The sequence below is a fragment of the Paenibacillus taichungensis genome (assembly GCF_047302525.1).
Taxonomy (GTDB): Bacteria; Bacillota; Bacilli; order Paenibacillales; family Paenibacillaceae; genus Paenibacillus; species Paenibacillus taichungensis_B.
The window spans coordinates 5399065-5411695 of the sequence record NZ_CP168020.1 but is presented as its reverse complement, the minus strand read 5'-3'; the positions used below and the strand labels follow the sequence as shown (position 1 = coordinate 5411695).

The 12631-nt window shown below is 51.0% G+C and carries 11 protein-coding genes; all 11 read left to right on the top strand.

Translation table 11 applies throughout. From position 1 onward, the window contains the following. Positions 1-3: 3 nt before the first annotated feature. The 11 genes from ACDJ58_RS24455 (at position 4) to ACDJ58_RS24405 (ending at position 12629) form a co-directional block, all read left to right on the top strand. A complete protein-coding gene (locus ACDJ58_RS24455) occupies positions 4-183 on the top strand; it encodes a hypothetical protein (protein WP_413373417.1) in 180 nt (59 codons plus the stop codon). A 542-nt stretch (positions 184-725) separates the two neighbouring features. After that, positions 726-1673 (top strand): glycosyltransferase family 2 protein, encoded by a 948-nt coding sequence (locus ACDJ58_RS24450; protein ID WP_413373415.1) that lies wholly within the window; start codon positions 726-728, stop codon positions 1671-1673. A 62-nt stretch (positions 1674-1735) separates the two neighbouring features. Further along, on the top strand, positions 1736-2851 hold the full coding sequence (locus ACDJ58_RS24445) for a glycosyltransferase family A protein (RefSeq protein ID WP_413373413.1): 1116 nt from the start codon (positions 1736-1738) through the stop codon (positions 2849-2851). Next, entirely contained in the window at positions 2848-3621 is a 774-nt protein-coding gene (locus ACDJ58_RS24440; protein ID WP_413373411.1) for a glycosyltransferase family 2 protein, read from the top strand. The genes ACDJ58_RS24445 and ACDJ58_RS24440 overlap by 4 nt, the downstream gene beginning before the upstream one ends. Beyond that, the gene (locus ACDJ58_RS24435; protein ID WP_413373409.1) at positions 3618-4349 is read left to right on the top strand and encodes a sugar phosphate nucleotidyltransferase; all 732 of its coding nucleotides are present in this window, start codon (positions 3618-3620) and stop codon (positions 4347-4349) included. The genes ACDJ58_RS24440 and ACDJ58_RS24435 overlap by 4 nt, the downstream gene beginning before the upstream one ends. 131 nt (positions 4350-4480) lie before the next feature. Further along, positions 4481-5836, top strand: coding sequence for a GT-D fold domain-containing glycosyltransferase (locus ACDJ58_RS24430; protein WP_413373407.1), 1356 nt, complete (start codon positions 4481-4483; stop codon positions 5834-5836). Between the two features lie 64 nt (positions 5837-5900). Continuing rightward, the gene (locus ACDJ58_RS24425) at positions 5901-7460 is read left to right on the top strand and encodes a glycosyltransferase family 2 protein (RefSeq protein ID WP_413373405.1); all 1560 of its coding nucleotides are present in this window, start codon (positions 5901-5903) and stop codon (positions 7458-7460) included. 434 nt (positions 7461-7894) lie between these two features. After that, a complete protein-coding gene (locus ACDJ58_RS24420; RefSeq protein WP_063566643.1) occupies positions 7895-8170 on the top strand; it encodes a glutaredoxin family protein in 276 nt (91 codons plus the stop codon). 308 nt (positions 8171-8478) lie between these two features. Continuing rightward, the gene (locus ACDJ58_RS24415; RefSeq protein ID WP_413373403.1) at positions 8479-9819 is read left to right on the top strand and encodes an LLM class flavin-dependent oxidoreductase; all 1341 of its coding nucleotides are present in this window, start codon (positions 8479-8481) and stop codon (positions 9817-9819) included. Positions 9820-10010: 191 nt separating this feature from the next. Continuing rightward, positions 10011-11654 carry an ABC transporter substrate-binding protein gene (locus ACDJ58_RS24410; RefSeq protein WP_413373401.1) on the top strand — a complete coding sequence of 548 codons (1644 nt, stop codon included), beginning with the start codon at positions 10011-10013 and terminating at the stop codon, positions 11652-11654. 42 nt (positions 11655-11696) lie between these two features. Next, positions 11697-12629, top strand: a complete 933-nt coding sequence (locus tag ACDJ58_RS24405) for an ABC transporter permease (protein WP_413373399.1) — start codon at positions 11697-11699, stop codon at positions 12627-12629. Positions 12630-12631 lie beyond the last annotated feature (2 nt).

Below are 12631 nucleotides of genomic sequence, written 5' to 3'. Positions count from 1 at the left end.
TACATGATTATGCCAATCTCGGTTGGAGTTCCGTCTGCAACTTGGGCAGCGCGGAGTGTGGGGCTGAATCTGAAACGTGGAATACGACAAGAAACGATATGGAACAAAGTCGGCAGAGCCTGTATGCCTGTGGTTGGGCGTGTCAAAGGAGTACCGTTTATTCGGTTCAGCCATGAGGCTTAATCGTTCAGTGTGGTTCCTCTTTCAGATGCCAGGGGTCTTGTCCACTTGCGAAGCAGAAGATGTTCTTACGGAGCCGGGGTGTTCGTTCCGGGTTCACATAACAAAAACTGAATTACGAATTGAACGGCATCACTCCTTTCAAGGTACATGCAACAAAGCGAAAACACAGTCTCCTGTATCCTCCTGCATGCATAATTAACCTAAGGTCAATTAACAGGAATAAAAAAAATTTTGAAAGAACGTGCGTTCCTCGTTAGGATTTTTTTGTCAATTGACTGCTTGCAACGTATATTATCACAATGTAAAAGTTTGGAAAAGATGCAATTTTAAATTTTTTTTAAAATTGTGTCTGAAGTAGGGGAGCCATAGCATATTTCGCATATTTTGACGAATTATGTCTAAATAAATGGATTGACTGAGCCTGGTGGCAGACAGAACCTGCTTGGTTCAAGGACATACGCCGTTTCCACTGCTTCATGAATACATAGAATAACGTGTACTCCCTTTGCATGCCGATGATGTACACCCGGGAGGTGACTGTGTTGCAAAAACGCGGAAATACAGCTTTTTATGCAGCCAAATTGAATCTGGCACAAAGAAAAGCTCAATTAAAGAAGGGTCGTTTGAAATCTGCTTATAAAAAGGGTACAAAGGCCTACAAGTACGTAATTCCACCCGTGGAGCAAACGGAATTGCCTGCATTCGGAGCTGAGCATGCGATGAGCGAGACACTTGCACAGGATTCGACGAACTCGCATAAACCACTGCTTTCGGTCATTATACCTGCCATGAATGAAGAGCGAACCATTGGTGCAGTCGTCCGTCAGGCGCTGCGTATATGCCGTGATGCTGAAGTGCTAGTTATTGTGAATGGTTCAACGGATGGGACGGCAGCAGTGGCAAAAAAGGCGGGGGCGCAGGTGCTTCGTTATGTCGAAGCTTTGGGGCATGATGGAGGAAGAAGAATCGGTGCAGCGGCAGCTCGTGGCAGGGTGCTGTTGTTCACGGATGCAGACATTCCAATTCCGGCAGAACATCTCGCGCCTTATGTGCGAGCGATTCTGGATGGGACGGATGTGGCACTTAATGATTATAACGGACCGGTGGCACGTACCCCTGTTCACCCTGTGGTAGAGGCCAAACATGCGCTGAACAGCATGCTCGCCAGACCTGATCTGCGAGGGGCTTCCATGACAGCCATTCCACATGCATTAAATCGCAGGGCACTTGAATTGATTGGTACGGACACACTGGAGATTCCACCGTTGGCACATGCAAAGGCGGTTACCAGCGGGTTGAAGGTGCGTGCCGTTCATCATGTGCCTGTAGGCAAAATGAATGCAGTTCGAGTCAAGAAACGAAGTGGAACTGACCCGCTCAGTCAAGTGGTATGGAATGACCATCTGACAGCGATCAGGTGGATAACCGATACGCTTGGTCCACGCGGAGGACATTCCGATCTGCAGCGTGTTCGTAGCCTGACGAGGTGAGCATGTTGCATAAATTCAGAAAGAAACTTCGTCAAAAGATGCAACATGCTGGAGGTGAGAAAATGAAGGAGCGTTCAGGGGGCGTCCGTCGTCAGCGGACAGCAGGCAGACGAACAACAAGGAACAGAGCCAGAAACAAGGGCAGGAAGAGCATGACTAAATCGCTGCTAAAGAATGCAGCAGCGAGTAGGTCGACAACGAACAAGTCCGTATTTCATGAAGCATTCAGCGCAGGGCAACGGGCCGGACGCAAGACGTTGGAAAATGAGCAATCGATTGAACAACATGCACATTCTACATGGCAGGAGTATGAGGCTGCGATCTCAGCGGAGCTAAGGGGCTATTCTGCTGCAATGCAGGCAGGGAAAGCATTCATGCAGGGTTATGGTCACGCTGCGGGACGTTCATTGAATATCATTCCACTTGCCCTTAATAAACCTGCTGCTGCAGTCGTCTGTGCCTGCAATGAGGAACTTACGCTAGGGAAAGTACTTGTACAACTGAAACGGTTACCGCTGACAGATATCGTTGTGGTATTGAATGGAACAACGGACAACAGTCTGACACAGGTGCTTGAACAGTCTGGTATCACGCTGGTCTATGAACCTGACCGGGCGGGACATGATGTGGGCCGCGCCTTAGGGGCCAAGATGACGGAGGCGGAGACCCTTCTCTTTGTGGATGGGGATATGATCGTCCCGGCAGAGCAACTCGCCCCGTTTCTGTATGCGGTCGACCGGGGAGATGATGTGGCGCTGAACAATCTTTCATCCCTATTGCCTCCATTTGCCCGCCAGGATGAAGTGAGTCGGATCAAAGCATATCTCAACCGAGTGCTTAATCGATCGGATCTGGGTTCTAATTCGTTGACGGCCGTACCTCATGCCCTCTCGCGTAACATGATCCAGATCGTAAAACCGGAGGCGCTGGCCGTTCCTCCCAAGGCGCAAAGTCTAGCCATTCAGCACGGATTAAAAGTGACTGCACCCAGTCAGGTGGATGTCATTCGTTCCAATCGCCTGCGTTCCACCAATATGGGCAGCGGCAACGAAGTCGCCCGATTGATTATTGGCGACCATCTGGAGGCGATTGCAACCTGGCTGGATATGGGCGGCAATAAGTCACAAGCCCGATCCATTTCCCGTGCCGAAGTGGCCTACAGGAGGAACGCCAGATGACACTGACGAGTATTATTATTCCGACGTACAACGGACTGGATCTGCTGAAGCCATGTATCGATGCCATTCGAAAATATACTGATCGTCATACGTCATATGAAATCATCGTTGTGGATAATGGCTCGGTTGATGGAACGGCAACGTATTGTGCCCGGGAACGAATTCGTTTTGTCCGATTACCGGACAATCGGGGTTTCCCGGCTGCTTGCAATGCCGGACTCCGTGCAGCATGTGGTGATGAGCTGTTGCTGCTGAATAATGATGTTACGGTTACCTCCCACTGGCTTGAAAATCTGCGGGCTGCCCTCTACAGTGATGAAAACATTGGCATTACAGGTCCTATGACGAACTATGCAAGTGGCATCCAGCAGGTGGAACTTGAGTTCCGGGACATGGCACATTTTCAGGAACTGGCTGCTGCCAACAATATAGTCGACTCTTCCAGATGGAAGAAAGTCAGACGGATTGTCGGCTTATGCATGCTCATGCGGCGAAGTGTGATGGAGGACATTGGTGTGCTTGACGAAGTCTATTCGCCGGGACACTATGAAGATGACGATTATTGCTACAGGGCCTGCCAGAAAGGGTATCGTTTGCTGGTATGTGGGGATGTCCTGGTACATCATCGCGGCAGCGCGAGTTTCCTGAAGACCGATCCTGTAGCATGGAAACAGTTGCTTGAGCGCAATCGATCCATTTTTATCAACAAATGGCATGTCGATCCCCTTAAATATATTGAAACACCAGATGAAGGAGGGATAGTGGAATGAAAGGTGTAATTCTTGCTGGCGGAACAGGAACACGACTGTATCCTCTGACCCGGCTGATTAACAAGCATCTGATTCCAGTCGGCAAGCATCCGATGATTATGTATGGCATCGACAGACTCCGCCAGGCAGGCATTGAAGAGATATTGATAGTGATCAACAAACATTCCGCTGGGTTATACACGGAGTATTTGGGTGGTGGAGCAGATCATGGCGTCAAGCTAACGTATCGGATTCAGGAAAAGGCAGGCGGAATTGCCGAAGCATTGGATCTGGCGACATCGTTTATCCTTCCTGGAGAGAAGTTCGTTGTGCTGCTGGGAGACAATCTGTTTAGCGACGATTTGAAGCCTTATGTGGATCAGTATATGCAGCAGCCTGCGGGTACAGCTCGTGTCTTGCTCAAAGAAGTGGACGATGCACGGCGGTATGGTGTGCCGGTGTTTGATCCACAACATCCGGAACGAATCTCATACATTGAGGAAAAACCGAGTGATCCGAAGACCTCTTATTGTGTTACTGGCATATATATGTATGATGACCATGTATTCGATCTCATTCAAAACATTGCACCCTCTGCACGCGGAGAACTCGAAATTACGGACGTGAACAATCATTATGCAGCAGCTGGAGGACTGGAATACGATATTTTGCAAAAATATTGGAGTGATGCAGGGACGTTCCAATCGCTTCAGGAAGCAGCCATCCGCATGAAGGGTCAACTGCCCTAAAATATATGCGCCTGATGCTGCCGCTGTGAGGGGTCCCATGAGAGCAGAACAACCTGCGCCGGAGCCGGAAGAATGCTCCGGCGCTTTGTGCAGCGGCGGCACTCCTCGTGCATGCCAAGGGAGGGAATGCCGTGAGAGTAGCAAAACGCAGCGACTTGGGCAGGAAGAAGACACTGGGCAGTCATGCCGGTTCCTGGCACGTATCTGTGGGAGTGCAGCCCAAAGCAAGTTCGAATCACGTATGGAGAAACAAAGGCGTGAAGCAGGGAAGTGTGGAACTCGCAAGAATAGGGCGCAAGCTTCTTGCAGAACCGAAAGGCAAAGCCAGCGGACGTACCGGTGCAAGACGTGGTGGGAGCGCAGGAGCACGAGCCAAAACGGGAGTGAAAACAGGCGAAGGGCGGGGCAGTGCAAGCACCCGCGTGAGCCGTGGCAGTAAAGGGGCGCGCGCCAAAATGGGCAAGCGCGCAGCTGCAGGCCGCGGGCATGCTGCGCCGCGGGGCGCCCGCGCCAAACAGCGCACGGCTGCGCAGCGTGCGCCCGGGCCAGCACCGCAGCAAGCGACACACCGGCACGGCGGTGTCGCTCCCGCGGGGCGGGAAAGCGCTGCCGCGCATGCTGGAAGCGCAGGGGCACTACCACCTGCGCAGCCGGCAGCAGCGCCTGAGAGCGGCTACGCCGAGGGCTTCCGCGACGGCGTGTTCGCGGGCGGGGAGGCGCTGGTGGCGCAGCACATCCCGCCTGATCATATTCTGCCTGCCGTGGCGGCGGCAGATCTGATCGAGGCGGGATTTCGCCAATATGCGCCCACCCTTACCCGGCTGGCCAGCCCTCATGAGATGGCTGTCCATATCCAGGGGGCGCTGGATGCGCAGCGCCCCCTGTCCGTCGTTCGCCTCGGAGATGGCGAACTGCTGACCCTGGCAGCTGACACGGTGCTGCCCGGCGAACAAGTGCAGGAGCTGGCACCGTTTCTGCCCTATGCAGGGGTGCCACGCTCCACCCCGGACATCCGCGCTACGCTCGCGGAAGCCATTCGGGGCGCCGATTGGATAGGTGTCCCCATCTCGCGTGCGCCCACCTTTCAGGGACTGTTATTTCCAGTAATGCGGCATTTCGGCATTGACTGGTCCCGTCTGAATCTGACCAGTTCCACGATTAACTACAGCCTGCATCATTCGGGTCTGTTGTTGCCTGTGGTACAGGGGCGCCGGGTGCTGCTGATTGGAAGCCAAGCTGCAGAGCTCGGGGCCTTGTTGAACGGTCGCGGGGTACAAGTGACAGGCATCATAGGAACAGTGGATGGGGTTGCGGATATCCCGAGAGTGATGCAGCAGACTGCGGAGCATTCGTTCGATATCGCTCTTGTAGCAGCGGGAATTCCGGCCGTCATTCTGTGCCGCCGAATCGCTGGTGAGCTGGGGCGGGTTGCCATAGATTTTGGACATTTGGCTGACAAATTGGTTACAGGAGAGCTTCATCTCTAATGGACGATCTGGTGTGACGTTCATCGTAACGCGCATTTGGACGAGGGGAAATGGAGGAAGCAACATGAGCACATCAGGCAGACGTTCAAAACAGCGGAAAGCATCGTCATCCGAAACCGTTGTTTTGCACTCAGCTCGAAGCCGTAGTGGGAGGAAGATTAGACGCCAAGGCTCAGGTAAACGGGCAGCCAAGAACGCAAAACTGTATAAGCAGGGCTACCATAAAGGCTATGATGAGGGCGTGCGACAGGGGGAAAGCTCATTCGGGCTGGTATTTGAGGGCGTAAGCATTATTATTCCGACGTACAACCAGCGCGAATATGTGCTGCAATGTGTTTCCAGTATTGAAAAGCATACACCGGCCCCCTTTGAAATTATCGTTGTGGATAACGCGTCAAAGGATGGCACGGCGGAAGCCATGCTTCGCAAAGGTGGCATGGTAAGGGTCGCTGCGCTGGATAAGAATCGTGGTTTTGCCGGCGGTGTCAATCATGGACTGATGATGGCGAGGGGTCGACATATCGTGGTGCTGAACAACGATACACTGGTCACCCCGGGCTGGCTGGAAAACATGATGACCTGTCTTGACAGTCATCCCGAGATGGGAGTCGTGGGTCCGGTTACGAATTACATTGGCGGAGATCAGCAGATTGAAGTCCCGTACAGGGAAGTGGAGGATATGTGGTCATTTGCTGCTCGACATAATCGTCCGGATGCCACGAAACATCGGGAGACCGAAAGGCTGGTCGGATTTTGCTGGCTATTCTCACGGGAATTGCTGGAGCGGGTAGGTTATCTTGATGAAGGTTACGCCGTGGGCAATTTTGAAGATGACGACTGGATCATCCGGGCGAAGCTGGCGGGATACAGGCTGGGGGTAGCCGGGGATGCCTTCATACATCACTACGGAAGTGTAAGCATGAAGGGGCTGGGAGAACAGGATTATGAAGTCGTGAATAAGGATAACGAACAGTTTTATACACAAAAATGGGGAGATCCTCATGCGCTGGTTGCCGATACTTCCCGGCTCTCGCTGCATGCCAAGGTGTCGACCAGTCAGCAGGAAAACAAGACGCCCCAGGGCAAGTCAGACTCCCCTGATCTGCGACAGCGCATTTCCACCAAGGGCAGCAGCGATGTAACACATAAGCTGAGACGCAGCACGGACTTTTACCCGGAGGGCTGTTTCATCTCTGATATCAAGGGCGATGTTTATCGATTGATGCGTGGACAGCGACGCAAGCTGAACATCCCCGTTCCACGCGGCATTTCTCCCGTTCTGGTTGCGAAACCGGATCTGCTCGGGGTACCTGCAGGTGAGCCACTGATATCTGCGGGTGAGGTACAGGGCTGGCCCCTGGAAAGAAGTCATGTTCATGCTCAACCCGTTCAAAGCAACCGCGATGCGCTGGAGGAAGGCATGATTGTTGCCGCGACGAATGAGCGGGATATATGGTACCAGATTAGTGGCAGTAAACGCAGGAGGTTTGCAACCCCTTATGCTGCGGAACGGTGGGGAGTGCAATCCGGGCATATCGTTCATGTATCTGCGAACCAATTGCGTACGATTGAAGAAGGCTGGCCCATTATTGCTCCTCCCCAGCTCTTGAACGAAGATTTGTAATGACCGGGTTCAGCTGCCTTGTATATCGGCACGACAGCATGATGCGGAATATGATGTACAGCGTATCGTAACGCTACACATCTTTCCGCATCCGAACTTTACATATATCGCGAATCATGAGATGTAACGATTGAAAGATTAACGATTTACTTTTACACGAGCATTATGCATAAACCCCAACAGCGTTTGCCAAACAAGTCTTTAACATGATTAGGGATACGTTCAAAGATTAAAGGAGCTCTTGCAGAGCTCTTTTCAAATTTAAAATTTAATCTTTCTATCCTCTTATAGGTTTATTCTATTGGCAGATCCATTGACGCTTGAAGAGGTGAGGAGTACATTTATAGCCATAATTCTTATTTAACAGATAGGAATTAATGGTCTGGGTGGTAATCCATCCTGATCTGACAATGAATCAATCAGGAGGTATGCCGATGTCTTCTACATCGAAAAAAGTAGTGCTCTGGAGCAAAACAGGCTGTCATTTCTGCGGGGAGGTTAAGGCATTCCTAACGGCCCGCAACCAGCCTTTTGAGAACATCGAAGTGCAAGGCAACGATGTGCTGAGGGACGTGCTTGAAGCCAAATATGGCATTCGACATGTACCTGTCATTGAGGTAGGTGGAGACGGCAAGTATGAAGCATTGCTTGAGCCTGATTTGGAGAAACTGGCGGAACTTCTCGCCCAGCCTGATGAAGCAGCAGTCTGACCGGACGTGGCGGATCTCTTGATAAAGCAGTTTCCGGCTGCTAAAGGCTGTCATATCAGTGTGCAGCAGTCGGAGACTTTTATAAGCTCTAATCCATCCTCTTATTCAGATATCCAATCCTTATATAGAAAAGTTCTATAAGCAACGCTGTTGACCGATGTGCGGGGCAGTGATAAGATTTGTGAAATTAAAGCTGACCAAACTCATAGGAATAGTTAACTTTTGAATTTTCTTCATTCGTAATCCATATCATATCGGACTTTAGAAATTTCTTGATATATCCTAATCCAAGGAAGGCGGAATGTAATATGACGGCTCAGCGCAGTTTGAAATTTGGAGCGATTGTCCACGGTGTAGGAGGCAGCATGACGACTTGGAGACACCCGGAGATTCAATCGGATGCCAGTGTGAATTTTGAATTTTACAAACGCCAGACGTTGAAGGCAGAAGAAGGCAAATTCGATCTCGTTTTTATCGCTGACGGTCTTTATATTACAGAGAAATCCATACCTCACTTCTTGAATCGATTTGAGCCAATCAGCTTGTTGTCCGCCCTGGCCGCCATTACGTCACGGATCGGTCTGGTTGGAACACTTTCCACCTCCTATAGTGATCCATTCACAGTTGCCAGACAGTTCGGTTCCCTTGATCTGATCAGTAATGGCCGCGCTGGTTGGAACGTGGTTACATCCCCGCTTGAAGGTTCAGCCAAAAACTACAGTAAAAGCAACCATCCTACTCACCCGGAACGTTACCGGATTGCAACCGAATATTTGCAGGTGACCAAGGGCTTATGGGATTCGTGGGAAGACGATGCCTTTGTAAGAGACAAAGAAAGCGGCGTTTTCTTCGATCCATCCAAGCTGCACACACTCAATCATGAAGGAGAGTTCTTCTCCGTACAGGGCCCACTTAACATTGCACGTTCAAAGCAGGGGCAGCCGGTTATTTTCCAGGCAGGTTCTTCAGAAGATGGCAAGACCCTTGCTGCCAAAGAAGCGGATGCTGTTTTCACAGGACATGATTCAATTGAGGATGCACAGGCCTTCTACAAAGATGTCAAAACCCGCGCAACAACCTATGGACGTTCCACACAGGATATCGTCATTTTGCCAGGGATCAATCCAATCATTGGACGGACAGAAGAGGAAGCGGAACTGAAATATCAGGAGATTGCCAGCTTGGTGACTATCGATAAAGCGCTGGACTACCTGGGACGTTTCTTCGAGCATCATGACTTCTCCCAATATCCGCTGGATGAACCATTCCCTGAGCTGAATGGTATTGGCAGCAACAGCTTCCGCAGTGGTACGGACAAAATCAAGCGGGATGCCAAGGAGCAGGGATTGACGCTGCGTGAAGTAGCCCTGCGGGCAGCAACACCGAAGAGCAAATTCCTTGGAACACCGGAGCAGGTGGCTGACAAGATCCAGGAATGGTTCGAAGCCGAAGCGGCGGATGGATTCATTATTCATTCCGAACTGCCAAGTGGATTGTCCGATTTTGTGGAGTTGGTTGTTCCGATTCTGCAAGAGCGCGGCATCTATCGTACCGAATACGAGCATGACACATTGCGTGGCAATCTCGGGGTACAAATTCCGGTGAATCGTTACACGGCTGCCCGGGAGCAAGTCGGAACCGAGGCTTAAGAAACTGGGGAGCTGAAAATCGGCACAGTCTAGGAATGGGGCCTCCGGATGAACTATTCGGATTGCATATGCGGAAGGTGCCGAATGATGCTATAAAACCTAGTTAACGGATAGGTTATGTTGATAAATAAATCTATAAATCATTAATTCAATGAATCAATGACACCTGTATACACAGAGGGGGAAGCTATATGAACAGGTCTATCTCATGGATGAAATATATGGCATTGGCGGCAGTATTGGTGCTGGTATTATCCGGTTGCGGAGCGGCAGGTAACTCGAACAGTGCAGTTCAGGCTTCCGGTGGGGAGCAGGCGGCTGGGCAAGCAGAAGGTGGGAATCTAACCTACGCACTCGCCACATCGCCGGACACGCTGGACCCACATCGAAGTGGCCTTGCCGTAACTGTACGTGCGATTCGAACGATCTATGACAATCTGGTGGTACAACTGCCGGATGGCTCCATCAAACCTTGGCTCGCCAAGGAGTGGAGTGTATCGGAGGATGGCAAAAGTTATACGTTCAAACTGCGTGAAGATGTGAAGTTCCATGATGGTACACCATTTAACGCGGAAGCCGTGAAGTTCAATCTGGATCGGGTGATCGATCCGGCCACCAAAGCCGCCAATTCCCTTGCCCTGATTAGACCTTATAGCTCTTCGGAGGTCATTGATGAATACACCATCAAGGTGAATCTGGAACAGCCTTCGCAAGCCTTTCTCGGCAATTTGAGTCAGGCCCTGCTAGGGATCGTGTCACCTACAGCCGCCAAGAAATATGGGGATCAACTGGGTAAAAATCCGGTGGGGACCGGTCCGTATACCTTTGTGAAATGGGATGAAAATGCGGATATCGTTGTCGCCAAAAACAAGGATTACAACTGGGCTCCCGCAACCGTTGAAAATGAAGGTGCCCCTCATATTGATACGATTACGTTCAAAATTGTACCGGAAGAAGCAACGCGCATCGGCAGTGTACAAAGTAAACAGGTACTTGCCGCCGAGACCGTTCCGCCGCAAAATATTGCTGCCCTGAAGAACGATCCGAACCAGCAATTGCTGCAGGCCAATACCGTTGGCTTGCCGTATACTCTCTTTTTCAATCTGCGCAAAGCGCCTTGGGATGATGTGAAAGTCAGACAGGCGGTGCAATCTGCAGTTGATGTGGAATCCATCGTGAAGACACTGTATCTGGGCAACTACGAACGAGCGTGGTCTGCACTGTCTCCGGGAATCCTCGGTTATGATGCTTCTCTGGAAGGAAGCATCAATCCGGATATCAACAAGGCCAATCAGCTGCTTGATGAGCAAGGATGGGTCAAGGGAGCAGATGGCATTCGTGAAAAAGATGGTAAGAAGCTGACCCTGCATTATGTGGACGGTTCGCCGAACCGGGAGAAGCGTAACGACATTGCTGCGATTATTCAGCAGCAGCTCAAGCAGGTGGGTATAGCTGTTGAGGTTGAAATTACGAAGGACGTTGCAACTGTCATCTATCAGAACTGGGATTATGATCTTTATGGCAACAGCCAGGTCAACTCCGATCCGAATGCACTCTATGCTTTCTATCATACGAGTGCAGAAGGTGAACGTCCGACATTATCAGGTCTATCCGATCCGAAGATCGATAAACTGCTGGAACAGGGAGCGGTGGAGACTGATCCGGATAAACGCGTGGATATCTATAATCAGATTCAGCAATATCTGATCGAGCAGGCTGTAATTTTGCCGATCTATGTGTTCCCTTATACGGTTGCTGCATCCAAGTCGGTGCAGGGCGTCAAGTTTGATTCACTCGGGTATCCGTTGTTCAACGATGTTCGGATTCAGCCATAACACAAACCCTAAATTACGTAGACAGGAAGGAGACGACCCGGTATGGTTCAAACGATACTGACAAGACTTGCTACATCGCTTCTGGTTATTTTCGGAGCTTCGGTGCTGGTGTACTGCATCATGTATCTGCTGCCGGGTGATCCGGTCCTGCTAATGCTGGACCCGTCATCGGCAACACCCGAGATGATTCAGAACCTGCGGGCTCAACTTGGGCTGGATCAGCCGTTTTACATCCAGTTTGTCAACTATTTCGGCGATATGCTGCGCGGGGATTTCGGTAAATCAATGATCAATTCCGACCCGGTACTGCCCAAAATACTGGAACATTTCCCTGCCACACTGGCACTGACCGCGCTCAGCTCGATCATAGCGATAACCATTGGCATTACGCTCGGCGTACTGTCTGCCATTCATCGTAATGGCGTGATTGATTTCATCGCCCGGCTCGTTGGATTGTTTGGCATCTCCATGCCAACCTTCTGGACCGGCATTCTGTTGATCCTGTTGTTCTCGGTCCAGCTCGGCTGGTTCCCGGCGATGGGTTCCGACGGATTCAGCTCATTGGTGCTTCCTGCTGCAACACTAGGCCTCGTCGGTGCGGGTTTCATCGTACGTATGGTGCGTAACAGCATGCTGGAAGTGGTGAACGAACCGTTTATCGTAGCATTGCGAGCAAAAGGTCTTTCACAGCGAACCATCATGTACGGTCATGCGCTGCGTAATGCGCTGATTCCTGCGGTGACAGTCATCGGCATGTTGATTGGTGATCTGCTCGCAGGAACCGTCGTGGTGGAGACGGTCTTCTCCAGGCAGGGTATCGGCAGAATTATCGCGGATGCGTTGATGGCCAAAGACCTGCCTGTTGTGCAGGGAGTAGTCTTTTTCACAGCGATTATCTATGTAGTGTTGAATTTACTGGTGGATATCTCTTATGCGTACATTGATCCCAGAGTTAGGCGTGCAGTCCGAACGTGAGG

Excerpts from the sequence above, each read along its gene's own strand:
- ACDJ58_RS24445 (WP_413373413.1), top strand. The coding sequence starts at position 1,736 with ATGAAGGAGCGTTCAGGGGGCGTCCGTCGTCAGCGGACAGCAGGCAGA.
- ACDJ58_RS24455 (WP_413373417.1), top strand. The coding sequence starts at position 4 with ATGATTATGCCAATCTCGGTTGGAGTTCCGTCTGCAACTTGGGCAGCG.
- ACDJ58_RS24410 (WP_413373401.1), top strand. The coding sequence starts at position 10,011 with ATGAACAGGTCTATCTCATGGATGAAATATATGGCATTGGCGGCAGTA.
- ACDJ58_RS24415 (WP_413373403.1), top strand. The coding sequence starts at position 8,479 with ATGACGGCTCAGCGCAGTTTGAAATTTGGAGCGATTGTCCACGGTGTA.
- ACDJ58_RS24440 (WP_413373411.1), top strand. The coding sequence starts at position 2,848 with ATGACACTGACGAGTATTATTATTCCGACGTACAACGGACTGGATCTG.
- ACDJ58_RS24405 (WP_413373399.1), top strand. The coding sequence starts at position 11,697 with ATGGTTCAAACGATACTGACAAGACTTGCTACATCGCTTCTGGTTATT.
- ACDJ58_RS24435 (WP_413373409.1), top strand. The coding sequence starts at position 3,618 with ATGAAAGGTGTAATTCTTGCTGGCGGAACAGGAACACGACTGTATCCT.
- ACDJ58_RS24425 (WP_413373405.1), top strand. The coding sequence starts at position 5,901 with ATGAGCACATCAGGCAGACGTTCAAAACAGCGGAAAGCATCGTCATCC.
- ACDJ58_RS24420 (WP_063566643.1), top strand. The coding sequence starts at position 7,895 with ATGTCTTCTACATCGAAAAAAGTAGTGCTCTGGAGCAAAACAGGCTGT.